Here is a 20015-nt window from a genome sequence, read left to right as displayed (position 1 = left end):
GAATTAATTAGTAACATCCATATGCTGTCCCTTTCACGGGAATTCTTGCAGCAAAAACTAGGACTTTTTTAGACTTCTATTGTAACTACTTTTATGGTTACTTTTGCATAAACCACCCTTGGTGCAAAGTGGCGAATCGACTTGCATGAGCGATTAAAACATAATTCGCGAATGCACTTCGATTCGCTGAGCTTGCTCAAAGTTGAAAGCACAGTGTGCTTTCAACGCAAGCGAAGTACGTTAACATCCTGTGCACTTGACCCCAGAGCGTTGATATCTTCCCTCATACAGGCAAACTGCGCTCAAAAATCGCGAGAACCCAGCTTAAAGCCGCTTCGCATTAAACCTTTTAACGATAGCCCTCGCAAACCCCTGCTGCACAAGGGCAAAAATGCACCCACCTAATCAGCCTCCTGCATCTTATAGCACGGTGAAGCGCCGTGATGGCGGTAAGCTCCGCTTATTTTCTCGTTTGAGTTTGAACATAAAAATAGCAGATAAAGGGAAGGAAATAAATTTACACCAAAGTTAGGACTTGACCTATGAAATAATTAATCGTTCTATTTTCAATCAATATATAGAGACCGAGTCCAATAAACACGACTGGTACAATTATTTTTTCGTACTTTTCCACAGTCTCTCCGATAGCAGAAATTGAGGCGAGATTTTGAGATAATTTGCATAGAATCAAAATCCCTAAGGCAAATATTACTAAACTTATACTAATCTCAATCAAACTCTTTCCTGTAAAATAAGGGATATAAATTCCTAAATTATCTCCACCCATTGCCACTGTTAAACTTGTAAATGCTAAGATTTTTGATCCATTTCCGGTAATTTTCCCCTCGATATCTTCTTCATCAATATCTTCATCCACAAAAATTGCTCTTATACCAAGACCTAGCGGAATTAGACCAAGAAGTCCGATAATCCAATCTTGTGGAATAAAATTTAAAAAGTAAGCAGCAATAAGACTAGCCAGTACAAGCAGTCCTGTACCTAAATACTGCCCTACATAAATTGATTTCAAACCTTTCTTTCCTTGACTAGCAAATAAAATAGTCAAAACAACTAAGTAGTCAATGGATGTAGAAACAAAAACTAATAAAGCGGATACTATTGTTTCCATTATTCCTCCTTTCAAAATGTTAAATTTTTTAGACAGACGCACCCTCTTCTCTCCATTGATACTCAACCCGTAACTCTTTTAACAGCAAAAAAGCACGTCAGTGACTTGCTGATATACTTTTATTTTACCTTACACTTTTCCTGTAATCTTAACACTTTAGTTCCGTTTTGCTCCCATCAAGGAAAGTAAGATCAACCTTTCCATCGTGATGCACTGTCAGATAGTCAACCATGCTAAGTCAGACGTTTTCATCGAACGCTGTTAACAAGTCCTGCTTTTTCAAGTCCTCGATAAAATATTCAACCTCATCACGTCTCGCTTGCTTTTCAACAATGCGAGCTTTTACTTCTTTAAGCCTTTATTCTACAGTATTAAACCTGTTCACTAAACTCGCATATTTTTTCTCATACTCATCCTGGTTCTGCAATTTCCGTGCATTTTCATTGATACAGTTGTTAATCTTTTAACGATAACCCTAACTAATCACCGGCTAAACAGGACGGACATTGAGCCTGACTTTAAGATTCATAAAAAGAAGTGACTATTACTGACAGAGACCAGTAATAGTCACCCAACGTGAGATATTCAACTATTGACTTGAACCAAACAAAATTCAATCAGTCTTTCGAAGGACAGTCTTAAGCGAGATAACTGTGACACCAATAGCAAAAGAGGTAAAACCAATTCTAATAGCAAGTGTGCCATCCCATATTAAGGCAACCAGCATCGCGATTAAGGCAACCGTCAAGCCGAACATCGCTACTTCACGGCAAAAACGAACGAGCTTGTCCATTTCCTTAAACACCTCCTCGTACACATACTAATAATCAGGTTTCATTTTACCTTTTGAGCTATATTTTCCCACTCAACAAAGTGGGTGCAGGGTGGGTGCAAAGTGGGTGTACTTTTTAACGTTAACATCTTGTACATTCAACCCTAGAGCGTCGATATCTTCCCTCATACAGCAAAATCACGCTCAAAAACCGCGAGAACCCAGCTTAAATCCGCTTCGCATTAAACCTTTTAACGATAGCCCTCGCTAACCCCTGCTACACAAGGGCAAACTTGCACCCACCTAATCAGCCTTTGACATCAATACAACACTCTCGACGTGGTGAGTGTTGGGATATATGTCGAACGCGCGCAAAGACTGAACGCTGTAGCCAAGCTCCTTAAACGTACCAACATCGCGAGCAAGACTAGTCGGATCGCAAGCGACATACACAACGCTTCTAGCCCCAGACTTCGCAATCTGCTTACAAACTTGAGCTTTAGCACCAGCGCGCGGAGGATCCAACACAACAACATCTGGATGCGCAAATCGGCGCACAATCTTAGATGACTTACTCGCCTTAAACACCTGCGATTCAAGCGTTTGCGCAACATCGCCTTGCAAAGCTTCAACAATATCTCTGCTAAGCCCTGCGCGCCCAATGTTTCGCCTTGCGTTCTTTACAGCAATCGGCGCACCCTCAATGCTAAGCACGCGAGCTGGCTCTGCAGCTCCAGCGAAACCTGCATCACCAGCAGCATCTCCGCCAACATTAGCCAAAGTCGCAAGCGGAATCGTAAACAAACCCGAACCAGAATACAAATCCCACAAAACCGTATTCTTAGTGCGACCACCAAGAGCAGAACGAACTAATCCCAAAACGTAGTTCACTAAATGCTCTGGAGCTGCGCGGTGAATCTGCCAAAAACCGCGCGCGTCAACATCGTAGTCAAAAGTGCGCATACGCGATGAATCGCCAGCAACCGCAACGCGCACGCGCTCGCGCAACAATGCCGAGCCTGCAATCAACTCATCATTTACTATAAGCGCATAATTTTCGCCAATCGCATTAAGTAGCGCAGCCCTGTCACTAAAATCCAAACCCTCAACCCGAGGCTCTGGAACAGCAAGGCGAATTTGCGCATTTGGCGAGAAAGAACGATTCCACAAATCCAAAGAATCCGCAACAGCCAAAACCGCGCGCGACGCAAGTGGCATAGTATCAATCGCAATGCGATCATGCGACTCGCGCTTACGCATAGACAATCGCCCTTCATCATCTGCAACCAACTCCATGCGCGTACGCCAATTAAATCCGTTAAGCTCCTCGTCCCCTGGAATGCGCTCAACACTAACATCGCTTTCCGCAACATCCATATGCGCTAAACGCTGGAATTGATTGGCAATTACGGAAGCCTTCCAACGAATCTGACCAGGCAAAGAAACGTGAATTAAATCCGCGCCGCCAACTCCGCCGCCCTGAGACAGCGGGCCAGCGAGCTTCCATTGCGGCTCCACACGATCCGCACTAGGCTCCAAAACTTCTACAACTTCGCCAGTAAAAAAGTGCGCTTTTGCACGCATCGGCTCATCCATGCGCACAACAACCAGCTCACCAGGGAGCGCAAATCGCACGAATACAACGCGTCCTTCGAGATGACCTACGCATCTGCCTTGATCCGCATATCTCTCGATTCGCATCGTTACTTGCATGTACTACCCCTTAGTTTTGCGTTTTGTTAAGCTGATTTTTTGTTAAGCTGATTTTGCTTCGCTAGATTTTGCTTCGCTAGAATTTACTTCACTCTGCTCTACTTCACTCTGCTCTACTTCTCGATTTTTATGATGAAGACGCATAAATGGCGTTGCAATAATCAAGTAAGAAACCCAAATTGCCAGCGCCCAGAACGGCAATCCCATAAGCAATCGAACAGTGCCAAGCCACACAACGTGATTCGTCAAATATAATGGCACTTGCAAAACAAGCCTCAGCGCAAAAACACCAATCCACAATCCAGTAACATACATGTATGCACGCTTAAGTGGCCTGTAATCAAGCCATTCGTGCAGCCACGCGCCAAAATTTTCCGTAGGCATTTTGCGAATCGACTCAATCACAAGCCCAAGAGCTGGCACGCGCGCAATCAGCGAAATCGCAAGAAGCGCACCATAAACAGCGTTTGTAATAAAGCCCATCATGTAGTAGTCGCGCGCTTGATGACTAGTCCACACCCAAATAAGGCATATTCCAACGGAAACAAGCCCACTTAGCGCGCCCATAATCGACTGACGTTGAATAAGTCGCGCCACCACTTGCAAAACTGCAAGAGCTGCAGACGCAATAACCGTTGTTTGCACGTTTCGCGTTACAACAAAGCAAATAACAAACAGTAATCCTGGAAGCATGGATTCGATTACGCCTCGAACTCCGCCAATGGAGTCAATCACAGAAAACGCTTTTCCTTCGGAACCGATGGAAGCTAAAGAGGCTAATCCTGAGCGTTTTTTGCTGCTCGCATTTTTTTCCAAGACAATATCCTTTGCTACATGACTTTTGCTAACGACTTTTGCTATTCAACTATTCGACTTTTGCTATTCGACTTTTACTATAAAGCTTTACTAACGAACTTCAGAGAACATTGGACCGCGAGTTAGCGTAGTTTTGACTTCTACCTGCTGATCTGCGCCAAGCGGACCCTTTGGACGGCCTGGAATTTCACCAGAATCACCAGCAGAATCGCCAGAACCACCATTGTCAGAATCTCTAGGAACCGAAACATCATGCATTGGAATCATATCTCGAGGAGCTAATGGCTCACTGCCTCGGTCTACAACAATGTCGCTAAACCACTTGTTAAGCAAAACTGCTTCATCACTCGCCTTTTTTGCATCACCAGCAACCGAAGAATCGCCAGCAGCTACACCAGAAAAAACTCCGCGAAGCATCCAACGCGGACCGTCAACTCCAACAATTCGCGTATCTACAGTCTTATCTTCAACTTTAACTGGTAATATAATCTCTTTGCCAAAAACGCCATTCACTTCCCTGGCATCAGAATTCCCCTTAAGCAAATCCGCGCGAACTTCGTTCCAGATTCCTTCTGTTTTAGGAGCTGCAAACGCTTCAACTTCTACACTAGAAGACCTATACGTAACTGTTATGCCAAGAACTTGGTTAGACTCGCGCTGCTTTTTTACGCGCAACTCTATTCCTTGCAAATACGGAATACGAATAGCTCCGAAGTCAATATATGTACTTAAATCAGGAACTTTTTCGTCTGAAATATTCCAAGGACCTCTAAGATTTCCTCGACCCAAATACGTGTCTGCGCTGTATCCGCCTTCAATAAGCTCGTTTAAGGCCGAATTTTGGGATTGCAAATCCGCAAGATTTCCAGCATTTTTACTATCAGCTTTAGCCTTGCGCTTCGACTTAAACCATCCCATGATTCCTCTTTTCTAACGGCCAATGCCACTTTTACTCAACTTCACAAGATTACCACAAGCAAAGCAAAATCACACATTGTATCTTATGCTTAGCGCAGCATGGTCCGACCAACGCGAATCGTAGCTTGGCGCGCGATCAATCACGAATCCGCAAGCAGTTTCCGCAAGCTCTGGAGTAGCAAATTGATAGTCTAAACGCCATCCAACATTGTTATCAAAAGCCTTGCCGCGCTGACTCCACCACGTGTATGGCCCTTGAATATTGCCAGCAAGCATTCGCATAACGTCTACAAATTCATACTCGTTAATCCAGCGGTCGATGTACGCGCGCTCCTCTGGCAAAAATCCAGCACTTTTCTCATTCGCTTTAGCGTTTTTAATATCAAAAGGGGTGTGTGCAATATTAAAGTCACCACACAAAATCGCCTGATTTCCGCCACTTGCAGCAATATCTCTAAGCTCCCCTAATCGCGTAAGCATAGTGTCTAAAAAGCGGAATTTTTGATGCATTTTCTGCGGATCGTCAACATTTCCAGCGTGAACATACACGCAAGCAACCGTAATATCATACCCTTCAGGCGTATGAACGTCGGTTTCTATCCAGCGGCCAGAATCCACGTCTTCGCTTAAACCAGGCAGGCCATAGCGCTGACTTACAACTGGCAAAGATGTTACAAGCGCTACTCCAGCACGCCCTTTTATATCGCAAATCTGATTTGTAACGCAAAATTGTTTGTCATTTTGCACAGATTCATCTTGCACAGATTCATCTTGCACAGATTCACCACTTTTAGACGCATACAAATCCTTGATTTTACCCATAATCGGGTCAATCGCATCTTGCGGAGCGCGAACCTCTTGCATACACCACACATCTGGAGTGTGATTTTGCACCCAATCAAGCATCCCCTTGCGCTCTGCAGCGCGAATACCATTCAAGTTTGAAGTTGCAATAGTAATCATAAAATCCACTCTAATCGAATATGCATATTACAAATGAATATTACAAATGAATATTACAAATGAATATTACAAATGCATATTACAAAATAACGAATAATTGTATATTTATATCAATAATTGTATCTTTGCGCGCAGCTTTGCTACAGATTTTCAACTACCGTGACGCAACAGAAAGCATCCAATTTGCACGATTTTCCGCTTCTTCGTTAGAAACACAAACCATAAGCACGGTATCATCGCCAGCAACCGAACCTAAAATCCCCTTTAACGGCTGTCTATCAATAACACTAGCAACATATTGAGCAGCACCCGAAGGAGTGTGAATCACAACAATATTATTAGCAAATCCAACTTCTGTAATAAGACCAGAAAGAGTTCTTGCAACTTGCTGATCAATCCTAACCGTATCCATTGCGTGACGGTTGCCAGTTCCATCTCCCAAGACGTACGCAATTCTGCCATCTGTAAGACGAATTTTAACAGCATTTATCTCGTCTAAATCGCGACTCAGAGTTGCTTGAGTAACATCAAAACCATTACGAGCCAAAACAGCAGCAAGCTGCGATTGAGAAGTAATAACCTCGCTTAAAAGCGCCTGCTCAATCGCGTTTAATCGCGCAGCCTTAGTTGCAGGACGCTGTTTGCCAGCAGAGTCATTATCATCAAAATTCCCAAAATTCTTCTTTGCATGAACCATAGCTGACAAACCTTTCTAAAAAAACTATTCCAATCTAATATACATGTATATATGCATAACTTTCCGTATATTTACCAAGATTGGCCAATATTTACTAATATATATTGATCTTTATTAATATTTGCATATTGGATATAACGAATATACTGGATAAAAATCACAATAAAATCACAATAAAAAATGCGGCCAAACAACTAAAGAATAGTTATTCAGCCGCATTAATCAAAAGCTAATTCACGATTTTACACGCGCAAAGTTGCATGCAAATCTTTAGCCGCTTTTGTAATTGCTTCTCGAACAGCTTCCATTTCTTCGCCAGAAAGCGTACGATCTGCAGCTCTAAAAGTCACAGAATAAGCAAGAGAGCGCAAACCATCTGAAAGCTGCTCGCCTTCATAAACATCGAACAACTCTATAGACTCAAGCAAATCGCCAGAAGCTTTAACAATAGCTTTCTCTAAGTCGCTAGCACTCAAAGAAGAAGGAGCAACAAACGCAAAGTCCTGTTTAACAGGTGGGAATGTAGAAACAGGCTTTGCTTGAACAGGCTTAACTTGCATAGCATTAAACAATGCGCTCAAATCAAGCTCGAATGCTGCAGAATGCTTTGGCAAATCCAAATTCTCATTCACGCTAGGGTGAAGCTCGCCAACAATGCCAATTTCAACATCGTCGCCGCCATCAACAGCAACAAACACTTTGGCAGTACGGCCTGGATGCCAAGAGGCAGGAGCATCGTTTGCACTAAGCTGACAAATCTTAAAATCAACGCCGATGCGCTTTCCTAAACGCTGAACAGCTTCTAGAGCATCGCTGTAATCAACGTCTCGATGCGTACCAAGCCAGCCAGTTTCTTCTGCTTTACCAGTAAAAAGCGCTGCAACATGCAAAGGCTGCTTAGGCAAACCTGCATCCAAAGCTGCAAGCTGAGCATCCGTAGGTCGAACCGAGCCAGGCAAAGCAGGAATTGCAGGAGCATTAGGATCTGCAAAATACACGTGGCCAAGCTCATAAAGCGAAACATTGCTCAAACCGCGGCGAATATTTCTGCGAACCGTTCCAGCTAAAGTGGTAAGAACATTCCTGCGAAGCCAAGGACGATCGCCAGCCAAAGGATTTGCGATTTTTACGCTAATTTTAGCAACAGAATCAACGTCTTCGCGGAAAGCATCAAAATCTTCCTTACCAACAAATGGGTAGCTCAAAGATTCAACCAAGCCCATTTCTGCAAGCTCATAAGCAATAGCTCTACGAGTTGCTTGTTCCTGCGTTAAACCAGTTTTGCCAGTAACAGGAACAGCTGGAACCTTAACAGGAATTTCATCGTAGCCAACCAAGCGCGCGATTTCTTCAACCAAATCGCATGGATCATTCAAGTCTGGGCGCCAAGTTGGAGGCAAAACAGAGAACGAACCATTTCCGCCGCCAGCAACCGAGCATCCAATATCCGTAAGAATATCGCTAATGCGGTTCAAATCAATGCTTAATCCAGAAACACGCTCTACCTCGCTAGCTTTGAAAACAATAACGTTTCTATCAACAGTATTGTTTACGTCTGTAGGCGTATTAGAAGGCTCTCCAGAGCCAAGCTCGCTAAGCATTGTAACAGCCATTTGCGCAGCTGCAGGCTGAAGCTGAGTATCTACTCCGCGCTCAAAGCGGCGAGAAGCCTCGGTTGGAAGCTTGTGTCTACGAGCTGTACGAGCAATAGAAACGGGATCAAAGTGTGCAGCTTCAACAAGAATATTCTTTGTTTCGCTCGTCACTTCTCCATACATTCCGCCCATTACGCCAGCAAGTCCAAGAACACGCGAACCGTGATTTCCCTTTGGAGAATCGCAAATAAGCAAGTCCTCAACGTTAAGCTCTCTATCTTTGCCATCTAAAGTTGTTAAATGCTCCCCAGCTTTAGCGCGGCGAACAACAATAGGACCTTCAATCTTATCTAAATCATAAGCGTGAAGAGGCTGACCCAAGTCAAGCATTACGTAATTTGTAACGTCTACTGCAAGAGATATTCCACGCATTCCAGCGCGAGTCAAACGCCTACGCATCCAATTAGGGCTTGCGGATTGTGGATTAAAGTTTCTAACTACACGCGCGTAGTATCGATCGCATCCAACAACACCATGAATAGGGTTTGTATCTTCAATGCTAACTTCAATATCTGTAGACGCGTTTTCAACAGAAACTTGACTTGCCTTATTATTAAGTTCCACTACAGGATCCGTGTATGCAGCACCAGTTGAATGGTGATATTCGCGCGCAACACCCCTGTACGAGAACGCGTATCCGCGATCAGGAGTGATGTTAATCTCTAGCAAAGGCTTGTTTAAGTGAAGAAGCGACATTGCGTCATCTCCAGGCTTTAACGCCTCATATTCTGCTTTAGAGAATCCATATTCGCGAAGCAAAATAATGCCATCGTGACTATCTCCCAACCCAAGCTCGCGCTCGGACGCGCACATTCCATTAGAAATGTGGCCGTAAGTTTTGCGAGGCTCAATCTTAAAATCGCCAGGCAAAACAGCGCCAGGAAGAGTTACAACAACCTTTTCTCCAGCAGCCATATTTGGAGCACCGCAAATAATTCCACGAGGAACCTTATTGCCATTTTCGTCTACCTCGTTGTATTTATCTCCAACATCAACATGGCACCAATTAATAACCTTGCCATTCTTTTGTGGCTCTGGAGTAGCATCAACAACGTAACCTACAACAATAGGACCTGTAACTTGAGAATCGTGAATCTCTTCTTCTTCTAAGCCAACTCGCACCAAATCTTTAGCAAGCTGATCATAAGTCAAACCTTCTGGCACTTCAACATGATCTTTAAGCCAGTCAATATCTACCATTGGCATGAGTTACTCTCCCATCACAAACTGTTCTGCGAAGCGCTTATCGCCTTCAACCAAATCGTGCATATCGTTAATATCGTGACGAAGCAGCAAAGTGCGCTCCAAACCAACACCGAAAGCAAATCCCGTATAAACATCTGGGTCTAAGCCTGCAGACTTAAGAACGTTCGGGTTAACCATTCCGCATCCGCCCCATTCAATCCAACCTGGGCCGCCCTTTTTATCTGGGAACCAAAGATCCAACTCTGCGCTAGGCTCCGTGAACGGGAAGTAGCTTGGACGCAAACGGCTTTTTGCATCTGGGCCAAACATTGCAACAGCAAGGCGATCTAGCACACCCTTTAAATCTGCCATGCTTAAGTGCTTATCTACAGCCAAAGCTTCGCATTGATGGAAGACTGGCGTATGCGTTGCATCAAGCTCATCCGTGCGGAACACGCGACCTGGGGATGCAATGTACAGAGGAACGCCTCTCTCAATTAACGCGCGAACCTGGTCGGAAGAAGTTTGCGTACGCAAAACCATGTTAGATCCAACAAATCCTGCAGCATCCTTTGCTTGATTTCCTTGCACGTAGAAAGTGTCTTGCATTTGGCGAGCAGGATGATCTGGACCAAAGTTCAATGCATCAAAGTCGAACCACTCTGTTTCAACTTCTGGACCTGCAGAAATCTGCCAACCCATAGACACAAAAAAGTCTTCAAAATCTTCAATAATACGCGCAATCGGATGGCGAGCGCCAAGCGGCTTACGATTTATTGGCAAAGTCATATCGACTGTTTCTTTTTGAAGCATGTTTGCTTCTTCTAGAGCTTTAATACGCTCTTGAGCCGCTGCAAATTCCCTACCAAAATCAGCACGCAAAGCAGACATTACTTTGCCAGCTTCTTTCTTTTCTTCTACTGGAAGACTTCCAATAGCTTTGCTAGCAAGTGTCATTGCAGACTGAGCGCCAGCATACTTAGTTTTTGCCGCTTTTAAATCTTCCATTGTTTTAGCGGCTTGAACACAAGCAATGCCCTCTTTTACTACCTTTGTAATTGACTTTGCGTCAAATGGCTGACTCTTTGCCACAGCACCCTTCCTATCCGTGTATGCGTACTTTTGTGAAGCATTCAAAAAACGTCTCAAATCCCCATTTTTCGCTCATGACTAGACATAGCCAAGCCCATTAGCATTACCGCTGCACTGGTTGCTAAGTTCATTGATTCTGCTTTTCCGTAGATTGGTATTACCGATATTTCGTCTACTTTATTTAAGACTTCTTGCGGCAATCCTCTGGCTTCGTTTCCAAATAATATTGCGACATTAGAGGTGACATTATCGGCGATATTAGACTCATTTCTAAACGAATCTAAAACACGCGCAAACGACTTTGGCTTTTTATTTTCCGTGCCATAAATATCAGCAGCAATCACTTTAATCTTTGCATTTTTTGCCCAATCAAACCATTCGTTTTCGCTCATTTTTACTACTGGCAAGTGGAATAACGATCCTGCACTAGATCGAACAAGCTTTGAGTTAAATCGGCTTACGCAATCGTCAACAAAAACAACAGCATTGCATCCAGCTACGTCTGCAACGCGAATAATCGCGCCAGCGTTGCCTGGATCTCTTACTTGCCAACATGATGCAATTAATATGTTTTTGTTTTTGCAAGATTTAGTATCATCGCTGCTCTCTAGCCCAGCTTTATTAGCCTCACTAATCTTATTAAATTCTTTACTAAATTCTTCGTCTAAAACCTTAGAATCACAAAGCGCAACAATCCCCTGGCAATCCGTGCTGATTTTTCGCATAACTTCTGCCGTTGCAGGATGAACATAGCAATTATTTTTTAATGATTCGTCAACGATTTTAGCGATTACTTCTATAGGGCCACCATTACTCGTGACGCCACTATAACTACGATTACTGCCACTATTAACAGCATCTTGCAAAACATAAATGTCTAAAATCGATTTACGCGCGTACCTTACAGCTTCCCTAACGCTTTGCGGGCCTTCAACTAAAAAGCGCCCATCCACTCGCGATTTTGCGCGAATTATTGCACAAATGCGCTTAACGCGATCGCTATGCGCGTTGTCTATTAACTCTTTTAACGGCATAATATCACTCTACTTTACATGTATTTACATTTACATGTATTTACAACACACGTAACTGTTGCAATACAAAACTACTCAACAAAACTACTCGTGATGCTCCGACGAACTTTGAGTAGTATAGCCCTCTGGCTCCAACTGGAATGTTGTGTGCGAAACAGAAACTGGAAAATGCTCACGCAAACAATCTTGAAGCTGGCTTAAAATATCTGCACACTGCCCCATCGTCAAATCGCGCTCAACAACAACATGCGCCATAAAAATAGGCATTCCTGTAGAAACAGTACTTGCATGCAAATCGTGAACAGCAAGAACGTGAGGAACGTGCTCAAGATGGTCACGAACTTTTTCTATATCCAATCCTTCTGGAGTTTGCTCAAGCAAAACTTTTACAGCATTTTTAAGCAAGTGCAACGCTCTAGGAATCATCAAAATTGCTATAATTCCGCCAGCTACAGCGTCGAAACCGCTCCAATTTGTAGCTATCATAACTAATGCAGAAACAACTACTGCTACAGAGCCTAAAGCATCGTTCATAACTTCCAAAAACGCTGCTCGCATATTCATATTGTCTTTAGATTGAGAAACAAGAATTATAAGCGAAGCAATATTTGCAAGAAGACCTAGAATACCAAAGAAAAGCAGCTGACTTACACTGTGAATTTCATTATGACTTGCGCCAAAAAGACGCATCCCCGACTCCACAATCGCATAAACGCCTACAAAAAGAAGCACAAGAGCGCCAGCTGCAGCAGTAATCACTTCTAGCCTTGCCCACCCCCAAGTGCGCTTTGCATTAGGCTTTTTGCGCATTAAAATCGCAGTAACCGTAGATGCAGCTAAAACGGAAATATCCGTTAGCATATGACCAGCATCAATCAGCAAAGAAATCGAATTAGTTAAAATAGATCCGATTACTTCTGCCAAAAACACAATTGACGTTAACGCTAGTGATAGCGAAAGCTTATGCTGATGCGCGTGACTTGCGCTAATAGCATCTTGCAAAGAAGCGGCATTAGTTCCAGAAGTACTTAAATCATTCTTCTCTAAGATTTCACTGGAAGAGTTTGACAAATGATGATTATTCACACAAATCTCCTATGTTCATACAAATAAGTATCTCGATATCGTTTCTCAATATCATTCCCAATATGCCTTATACGCAATGAACCCCAGCCTAAGCTAGGGTTCACGCATAAACATCTAAAGATTAATTATCTAAAAACTTATTCTATTATTACTATTCGACAATTAACGCGCCAAGATGATGAGAAGTTGATTCAGCAATCAAATCATCTTTAAAATTACCATTATCCGCCGCGTCGATTATTTCCATAGCATCGTCAACAACATTTGATTTCAAAGCATTAATCCAATGAATACGCGAGTCTCTTCCAAACCAGCCCATTTGCTTGCGTGCAAGTCGCCTAGTTTTTTGCGCAATATCGTCAAATGCTTCGTCTTCACTACACAAACCGTCTAAATAGTCCATTATTTGCTTGTATCCCAAAGCCCTTATAGCAGTAACACCAAGCTTTGAGCGAATCTCTTTAACTTCGTTTACAAAACCCTGCTCGCGCATCATTTTTGTGCGAAGATCCACTCGTGCATCTAAATCTTCTCTACTTAAGTCCAATCCGATTTGCACGCAATCAATCAAATACTTGTATTTTGGCAAAGTTGCAGAATACGGTTTGCCTGTTAGCTCAATAACTTCTAGCGCGCGAATTGTTCGGCGCGAATTTCTTGGATCCATATTTTTAGCTGCAACGGGGTCTAGCTTTTGTAATTCTTCAAAAAGCGCCATTGCTCCTTGCGATTTTTCGCGCTCTTCCAAAGCTTTGCGAACATCAGGATTTGTGCCAGGAAAAGTTATATCGTCTACGGCAGCGCGAGCATATAGACCAGATCCTCCAACAAGAATCGGGCGAATACCTTTTTCTTGCAAATCGCGTATGCATTGCCTAGCAAGCGTTTGAAACTTTGCAACGCTCATTACCTCTTGCGGGTCAATAATGTCTATTAAATGGTGCTTAACCGCGCTTTGCTCTTCTTTAGTGGCTTTTGCTGTACCAATATCCATGTAGCGGTACATTTGATATGCGTCTGCGTTAATAATTTCCGCTTTTACACCACGTTCAGCAAATTTCTTTGCAATCGCAATACCAAGACTCGTTTTGCCAGATGCTGTTGGTCCTACAATCGAAATCACTTTCGGCGGTTTGCACACAATGCGCTCCTACGTAGCAAATTTAAGCTAATAAAATTTAAGCTAATAAAATTTAAGCTAATAAAAATAGACTTACTTCTTCTTAGCTTTTTTAGACTTTTCCGCAAGCAATCTAAGAGTATCTGCAGCTGCTTCTTCTGGAGCATGAGTATGGTGTTCCTCGTCTCCAGGCAAAGGATTAGCATATCCAAGATTCACATTAAGCAAACGTTCTGCTTGAGTCTCGTCAATCTTTTCCGATAATGCGATTTCCGATATAAGAATACTGCGAGCGCGCGCAAGCATGCGCTTTTCTCCAGCAGAAAGTCCGTGTTCATCAACGTCTCGCTGCGACAAATCGCGAACAACTTCCGCAATCTTATTAACATCGCCCGTGGCAATTTTCTCAACGTTAAGCTTGTATCTTCTAGACCAATTCATTTCTTTTTCAATGATTGGCGTACGCAAAATCTCAAAAACTTTAGCAACTTCTTTGGCGCCAACAATGTCTCTAACGCCAACTTTTTTAACATTATCTACAGGAACGTTAATCTCTAAACCATCTGAAGACAATACGACTAAGCGCAAATATTGCCTAGTAACACCCTTAACAGTACGTTCACTAATTTCCTCGACTCTAGCCGCACCATGACGAGGATAGACGACCATATCGCCGACTTGATAACCCACAGAACCCTCCGTATGCACAGAAAAACTCATTTCAGTTTCCCATAAGGCAAAGACTTGAACGCTTCTAAATTATTTTTTTGACTTATTAGTCAAACTTTGCTCAAAACACACAAGACATACGCAAATAATGTTGTATGATAGACAACATGAGTACAGTATCTAACATCAATGAAGATGCAATCGCAGTTGCCGTTCGTCAGGACGTGCTTGCTGCGGTGAGCAATGCAGAATATTACAATCCTCACGAGGTCCTTGGTGGACATCTCGGAACTGGCAATGGCGCCGGTACTGCCACGGTTCGCGTTTTACGACCAATGGCCAAGAAAGTAACAATTCTCACTAAGAGCGGCGAATACGAAGCTCAGAACGAATACAATGGCATTTTTGTTGCCACTATTCCTGCAACTAAGCACGCTAAAAGCAAAGAATGGTCTGTTCCTAGCTACCGCATTCGTACCGTAGAAGTAGACGGCACAGAGTCTGTAGACGACGACCCATACCGCTACTTGCCTCAAATCGGCGACATGGACATGTACCTGTTTGGCGAAGGCAGGCACGAAAGACTTTGGGAAGCACTTGGCGCTCATGTTAAAAGCATTACTGATTCTTGGGGTCTTGTAAGCCCAGAAACAGGCAAAATGGTTAAAAAAGTTACTGGAACATCCTTTACTGTGTGGGCTCCAAATGCTCGCGCTGTAAGAGTTGTTGGCAACTTTAACTATTGGAATGGCCGCCGTCACGCAATGCGTTCACTTGGCTCTAGCGGAATTTGGGAGCTTTTCATTCCAGGAGTAGGCGCAGGCGAGGTTTACAAGTTTGAGATTATGACTCAAGCTGGAAACTGGATTATGAAGGCAGACCCAATGGAGCGCTCGCACGAAGTTCCACCTAACACTGGCTCTGTTGTTGTTGACTCCGACTTTAAGTGGCACGATAGCGAATGGCTTGAGCATCGCGCAAAGACGAATGCGCACGATGGCCCTGTTAGCATTTACGAAGTTCAAGCAAATAGCTGGAATCGCGATTACGACAATTATCGCGAGCTTGCAGATCACTTGGTTGATTACGTTCAGCAAGAAGGCTTTACTCACGTTGAGTTTATGCCTCTTACACAATATCCATTCTCGGGATCTTGGGGATATCAAGTTACTGGCTATTATGCTGTTGATTCCAGACTTGGAAGTCCAGACGACTTTAAGTACTTAGTAAACAAGCTCCACAAGGCTGGCATTGGTGTGATTATGGATTGGGTTCCAGCACACTTCCCTAAGGATGACTTTGCTTTGGGCAGATTCGACGGCACTGCGCTTTACGAAGACCCAGATCCACTTCGCGGCGAGCACCCAGATTGGGGAACGTACATATTTAACTTTGGCAGACACGAGGTTCGCAACTTCTTGGTTGCTAACGCGTGCTTCTGGCTTAGCGAATATCACGTTGATGCTTTGCGAGTAGATGCCGTGTCTTCTATGCTCTACTTGGATTACAGCCGCGAAGCTGGCCAATGGCGTCCAAACATGTATGGTGGACGCGAAAACCTTGAAGCTATTGACTTTATTAAGGAAGCAAACGCTACTGCATACAAGAATAATCCTGGAATTATGATGATTGCAGAAGAGTCCACTGCATACCAAGGCGTTACTGCTCCTACAGACATGGGCGGCTTAGGCTTTGGCTTAAAGTGGAACATGGGCTGGATGCACGACACTTTGCAATACCTTAAAGAAGAACCGATTAATCGCCGTTGGCATCACAACGAAATCACATTCTCTATGGTTTACGCGTATTCCGAGCATTACGTGTTGCCTCTTAGCCACGATGAAGTTGTGTATGGCAAGGGATCTCTTCTTGGAAAGATGCCTGGAGACGAGTGGCAACAATTTGCTGGCCTTCGAGCGCTCTTGGCGTATCAATGGTCTCACCCAGGAAAGAATCTTCTGTTTATGGGCGGAGAAATCGGCCAGTCTTGCGAATGGAACTTCAACAATTCGCTTAATTGGCACGAGCTTCAATGGCCATTCCATCAAGGAGTTCAAAAGCTGGTTGCAGATCTTAATGCTTTGTATAAGAGCTCTAGGGCATTCTGGAGCCAAGACTTTACGCCAGACGGATTCCAGTGGCTTACTAGCGACGATTCCGACCACAATACATTAAGCTACATGCGAATCGGAGACAACGGCGAAGAAATCGTTGTTGTTGTTAACTTCTCTGGTCAAGCTTGGCAAGATTACCAAGTGGCATTACCTAAGGGCGGAAAGTGGCAAGAGATTCTTACTACAGACGACGCTAAGTATTGCGGATCCGATATTCACAACGGCACATTTACTGCTGCAGCCGAAGAGTATCATTCCAGGCCGTATTCTGCAAGGATTACTGTTCCAGCACTTGGAGCTGTATTCCTTAAGCCACTAGATTAAGTTAATAATTAAATAGCTAAAAAGGAATCTAAACTAGGTAAAATGTTGGACACTCCATTACAAACAAGTGCTCCTCGAACAATTCTTGTTGTAGAAGACGAGCCAGATTTAGCTACAGCTATAGCACAAAGAATTGCTGCTAGAGGTTGGAAAGCTAGAGTTGTTTGCGATGGAGTGTCTGCCGTTAAAGCAGCGTTAAGCTTAAAACCAGACCTTATAATCATGGATATTATGCTTCCGCTTATGGATGGCATAGAAGCAACGCGAAGAATAGTATCTAAATGCCCGATTCCTGTTCTTATGCTTACAGCAAGAGACTCAGAAGCAGATAAGTTGGCTGGACTAAGCGCAGGAGCAGACGACTACGTTACAAAGCCATTCTCCCCTAGAGAGCTTATTGCAAGATGCGGTGCGCTTTTAAGAAGAGTTGAGCGCGCTGCAATAATAGCAAAAAGAGAACAATACAACACTTTAATTAAGTTTGGAAACTTGATTATTGACACAAAGCAGAGACTTGTTACGATTGGCGAAAAAGCAATCCACTTTACGCCTACAGAATTTTCTTTACTTACGACTTTTGCAAATCATCCTCACGAAGTGTTAAAAAGAGAAACGCTTTTAGAAAAAGTCTGGGATTGGCCAGATGCTTCGGGAACGCGCACAGTTGATTCCCACGTTAAATCTTTAAGACATAAGATTGGATCTGATTGGATTCGCACAATACATGGAGTAGGCTACGCTTTTGAGCCACCTAAAGAAGATTATGAGCCAGAATTTGATTCTCAAAAATAGCAAAGATCATAAGAACATAAAAAATAGCAATCTGCTAAAGCGTTCATTAAAAAATTCAATGAAGAATACTCTAAAAAGCCCACTAAAAAACCCACTGCCTCATCCTAAAAGCGCAATAGGATTTTTTACGTCATTAAAAGGCGAATTGTCTGCGATTATTGTTTTTGCAACCGCTATAGCATTTGTTATGGCATGGTTTTTACTAAAAGTTGGATTAAGTGGTTGGATTGCAATGCCACTAACTCTTGCAGTTGCATTAGGAATAACATACGCGTTTTCTAGAGGATTAACTTCCCCACTTAGACAAATGCGCGATGCTGCAGAAACGATGGCAGATGGCGACTATTCTGTGCGTGTTCAAATCGAAAGCAGAAAAGACGAAGTTGGAAAACTCACTCTTGCTTTTAACGAGATGGCAGAAGAACTAGAGCACGCAGACAACATGCGCCGAGACCTTATAGCAAACGTTAGCCATGAGCTTAGAACGCCTGTTAGCGCTTTGCAAGCAATGGTAGAAAACCTTGCAGATGGCGTTGTGGAGCCAACGCCTTCCAATATGGAAGCAATCGTAAATCAAACACATAAATTAGCTGATTTAATCACTTTTCTTCTTGACTTATCTAGAGTAGAAGCAGGCGCAGAAAGCCTTGTTATTACAAGCTTTGACTTTAAAGACTTTATTAACAACATTGTAGAAACAGTAAAAATCGCAGACGCGGGTCACAATCACAGCATAAGTCTTAATATTGAGAACAACATTATGCTTGTTGGAGACAAAAATCGCCTATCTCAATTGTTTACAAACGTAGTATCTAACGCAATCAAACATTCTGCAGACAACACTAAGATTCTTATAAGCGCTAAGTCGAATCACGAAAAAAATATTTTAGTTTGCAATGTTATTAATTTTGGAACACAAATTCCTGAAGAAAATCGAGCAGACATTTTCCGCAGATTTGTTAAGGGAAATCAAGGAATGGGAACAGAGTCTGGAGGAACTGGATTAGGACTTTCTATTGCAAGATGGGCTGCTCTGCTTCATCACGGAAACATTAGAGTTGTAGACGATAAGCGCGGAGTTAATTTTGAGATAACATTGCCGCTTACATATAGCGAATAGAAAGATTGCGCAAACTTTAATAGCATAATCGCGCAAGGCTCATAATCATGCAAGGCCCATAATCACGCAAATCTAAGAGTATAAAACGCTTTCTTTAGACCACACTCCAGCCAGCGCAAAACACGCAAAAACAGCAACACCGCTTTTATTTAGCTCTTTAACACAGTTTTTTAGCGTAGACCCCGTGGTAATAATGTCGTCTATAATAATCACTTTGCACCCGCTTTTAATGCCCTTTACGTTTACAGATAAACCTTTAGACGTGCGCAAAGACCTTTGCCTACTCCCACTTGCTTGAACCGATTTTCCCCTTACATTAATCATTTTAATTGCTTTAACAAAAGTAGCATCAATACCTTGTTTTTTAAGACTTTTAACAACATTTTTAGCTATTGGATCCATATGACTTCTGCCGCGCTTTCTTTTAGATGCAGAAGACGAAGGAACTGGAATAATGGCCACTTTGCTTGAGTTTCCAACAACACTAATAATCAAGCTAAAAAGCAAGTCCGAAAAAGGCTTATCTAAAAGTTGGTTTCCATGATCTTTCCATTGCAAAATACACCTTCTTACAGCCCATCCGTATGTTGCACAAGAATAAATATTTTTGCAAAACACTCCGCTAAACGGATCCATATGCCACTTACTAAACTTTGATTTGCATTCGTTGCAAAGTACGCAATCTGCAATTGAGCAGCCAGCACAAGAAATTGGAAAAGCAAGATTAAGAATGGTCTTAAGCAAATTTACCCAAGAAACGTTGGAAATAAGCCGATTTTGTTTGCTTTTGTTAAGGTTTTTGTAAATCATAAAAAG

Annotated in this window: 17 protein-coding genes and 1 pseudogene; 3 read left to right on the top strand and 15 right to left on the bottom strand. The window is 42.9% G+C overall.

Going from position 1 to position 20015, the window contains the following annotated elements; all coding sequences use genetic code 11:
* Nucleotides 1–517 precede the first annotated feature (517 nt).
* The 14 genes and pseudogenes from NYP69_RS00270 to NYP69_RS00205 all read right to left on the bottom strand — a co-directional run bounded on the left by NYP69_RS00270 (nucleotide 518) and on the right by NYP69_RS00205 (nucleotide 14870).
* The gene (locus NYP69_RS00270) at nucleotides 518–1129 is read right to left on the bottom strand and encodes a CadD family cadmium resistance transporter (protein WP_102694876.1); all 612 of its coding nucleotides are present in this window, start codon (nucleotides 1127–1129) and stop codon (nucleotides 518–520) included.
* 148 nt (nucleotides 1130–1277) lie between these two features.
* Nucleotides 1278–1556 (bottom strand): annotated as a pseudogene (locus tag NYP69_RS00265) (hypothetical protein).
* Between the two features lie 186 nt (nucleotides 1557–1742).
* Nucleotides 1743–1922: a hypothetical protein gene (locus NYP69_RS00260; RefSeq protein WP_075523547.1), complete on the bottom strand. Its 180-nt coding sequence runs from the start codon at nucleotides 1920–1922 to the stop codon at nucleotides 1743–1745.
* A gap of 282 nt (nucleotides 1923–2204) precedes the next feature.
* A complete protein-coding gene (locus tag NYP69_RS00255; protein WP_473412803.1) occupies nucleotides 2205–3614 on the bottom strand; it encodes a class I SAM-dependent RNA methyltransferase in 1410 nt (469 codons plus the stop codon).
* 42 nt (nucleotides 3615–3656) lie between these two features.
* Nucleotides 3657–4430 (bottom strand): DUF3159 domain-containing protein, encoded by a 774-nt coding sequence (locus NYP69_RS00250; protein ID WP_016636265.1) that lies wholly within the window; start codon nucleotides 4428–4430, stop codon nucleotides 3657–3659.
* Between the two features lie 90 nt (nucleotides 4431–4520).
* On the bottom strand, nucleotides 4521–5348 hold the full coding sequence (locus NYP69_RS00245) for a DUF3710 domain-containing protein (protein WP_473410437.1): 828 nt from the start codon (nucleotides 5346–5348) through the stop codon (nucleotides 4521–4523).
* Nucleotides 5349–5417: 69 nt separating this feature from the next.
* Nucleotides 5418–6311, bottom strand: a complete 894-nt coding sequence (locus tag NYP69_RS00240; protein ID WP_473410436.1) for an exodeoxyribonuclease III — start codon at nucleotides 6309–6311, stop codon at nucleotides 5418–5420.
* Nucleotides 6312–6465: 154 nt separating this feature from the next.
* Nucleotides 6466–7008: an arginine repressor gene (locus tag NYP69_RS00235; protein WP_016797133.1), complete on the bottom strand. Its 543-nt coding sequence runs from the start codon at nucleotides 7006–7008 to the stop codon at nucleotides 6466–6468.
* A 242-nt stretch (nucleotides 7009–7250) separates the two neighbouring features.
* Complete coding sequence (pheT, locus tag NYP69_RS00230) at nucleotides 7251–9869, bottom strand: phenylalanine--tRNA ligase subunit beta (protein ID WP_422112712.1); 2619 nt, start codon at nucleotides 9867–9869, stop codon at nucleotides 7251–7253.
* Nucleotides 9870–9872: 3 nt separating this feature from the next.
* The gene (pheS, locus tag NYP69_RS00225) at nucleotides 9873–10940 is read right to left on the bottom strand and encodes a phenylalanine--tRNA ligase subunit alpha (RefSeq protein WP_004132005.1); all 1068 of its coding nucleotides are present in this window, start codon (nucleotides 10938–10940) and stop codon (nucleotides 9873–9875) included.
* A gap of 53 nt (nucleotides 10941–10993) precedes the next feature.
* A complete protein-coding gene (locus tag NYP69_RS00220) occupies nucleotides 10994–11974 on the bottom strand; it encodes a TrmH family RNA methyltransferase (RefSeq protein ID WP_410294037.1) in 981 nt (326 codons plus the stop codon).
* Between the two features lie 84 nt (nucleotides 11975–12058).
* Nucleotides 12059–13060, bottom strand: coding sequence for a cation diffusion facilitator family transporter (locus tag NYP69_RS00215; protein WP_016797139.1), 1002 nt, complete (start codon nucleotides 13058–13060; stop codon nucleotides 12059–12061).
* Nucleotides 13061–13211: 151 nt separating this feature from the next.
* Nucleotides 13212–14201 (bottom strand): tRNA (adenosine(37)-N6)-dimethylallyltransferase MiaA, encoded by a 990-nt coding sequence (miaA, locus tag NYP69_RS00210; protein ID WP_032816129.1) that lies wholly within the window; start codon nucleotides 14199–14201, stop codon nucleotides 13212–13214.
* A gap of 72 nt (nucleotides 14202–14273) precedes the next feature.
* Nucleotides 14274–14870, bottom strand: a complete 597-nt coding sequence (locus NYP69_RS00205; protein WP_128813736.1) for a CarD family transcriptional regulator — start codon at nucleotides 14868–14870, stop codon at nucleotides 14274–14276.
* A 146-nt stretch (nucleotides 14871–15016) separates the two neighbouring features.
* On the opposite strand from NYP69_RS00205, the gene glgB reads away from it, so the two are divergent.
* The 3 genes from glgB to NYP69_RS00190 are packed head-to-tail and all read left to right on the top strand — an operon-like array spanning nucleotide 15017 to nucleotide 19199.
* Nucleotides 15017–17287, top strand: coding sequence for a 1,4-alpha-glucan branching protein GlgB (gene glgB, locus NYP69_RS00200; RefSeq protein WP_473410434.1), 2271 nt, complete (start codon nucleotides 15017–15019; stop codon nucleotides 17285–17287).
* A gap of 42 nt (nucleotides 17288–17329) precedes the next feature.
* Complete coding sequence (locus NYP69_RS00195) at nucleotides 17330–18079, top strand: response regulator transcription factor (RefSeq protein WP_004131998.1); 750 nt, start codon at nucleotides 17330–17332, stop codon at nucleotides 18077–18079.
* Entirely contained in the window at nucleotides 18051–19199 is a 1149-nt protein-coding gene (locus NYP69_RS00190) for a sensor histidine kinase (RefSeq protein ID WP_115761585.1), read from the top strand. Before NYP69_RS00195 ends, NYP69_RS00190 begins: the two co-directional genes overlap by 29 nt.
* 72 nt (nucleotides 19200–19271) lie before the next feature.
* On the opposite strand, the gene NYP69_RS00185 is transcribed toward NYP69_RS00190, so the two are convergent.
* On the bottom strand, nucleotides 19272–20009 hold the full coding sequence (locus NYP69_RS00185) for a ComF family protein (RefSeq protein WP_101889416.1): 738 nt from the start codon (nucleotides 20007–20009) through the stop codon (nucleotides 19272–19274).
* Between the last annotated feature and the right edge of the window lie 6 nt (nucleotides 20010–20015).

This window comes from Gardnerella sp. c17Ua_118 (assembly GCF_055804255.1).
This window is presented reverse-complemented; position numbering and strand designations above follow the sequence as displayed.

Coding starts and splice junctions, on each gene's coding strand:
- NYP69_RS00270 (WP_102694876.1), bottom strand. CDS start 1,129: ATGGAAACAATAGTATCCGCTTTATTAGTTTTTGTTTCTACATCCATT.
- glgB (WP_473410434.1), top strand. CDS start 15,017: ATGAGTACAGTATCTAACATCAATGAAGATGCAATCGCAGTTGCCGTT.
- NYP69_RS00235 (WP_016797133.1), bottom strand. CDS start 7,008: ATGGTTCATGCAAAGAAGAATTTTGGGAATTTTGATGATAATGACTCT.
- NYP69_RS00195 (WP_004131998.1), top strand. CDS start 17,330: ATGTTGGACACTCCATTACAAACAAGTGCTCCTCGAACAATTCTTGTT.
- NYP69_RS00220 (WP_410294037.1), bottom strand. CDS start 11,974: ATGCCGTTAAAAGAGTTAATAGACAACGCGCATAGCGATCGCGTTAAG.
- NYP69_RS00190 (WP_115761585.1), top strand. CDS start 18,051: ATGAGCCAGAATTTGATTCTCAAAAATAGCAAAGATCATAAGAACATA.
- NYP69_RS00245 (WP_473410437.1), bottom strand. CDS start 5,348: ATGGGATGGTTTAAGTCGAAGCGCAAGGCTAAAGCTGATAGTAAAAAT.
- NYP69_RS00185 (WP_101889416.1), bottom strand. CDS start 20,009: ATGATTTACAAAAACCTTAACAAAAGCAAACAAAATCGGCTTATTTCC.
- pheT (WP_422112712.1), bottom strand. CDS start 9,869: ATGCCAATGGTAGATATTGACTGGCTTAAAGATCATGTTGAAGTGCCA.
- NYP69_RS00260 (WP_075523547.1), bottom strand. CDS start 1,922: ATGGACAAGCTCGTTCGTTTTTGCCGTGAAGTAGCGATGTTCGGCTTG.
- NYP69_RS00255 (WP_473412803.1), bottom strand. CDS start 3,614: ATGCAAGTAACGATGCGAATCGAGAGATATGCGGATCAAGGCAGATGC.
- NYP69_RS00240 (WP_473410436.1), bottom strand. CDS start 6,311: ATGATTACTATTGCAACTTCAAACTTGAATGGTATTCGCGCTGCAGAG.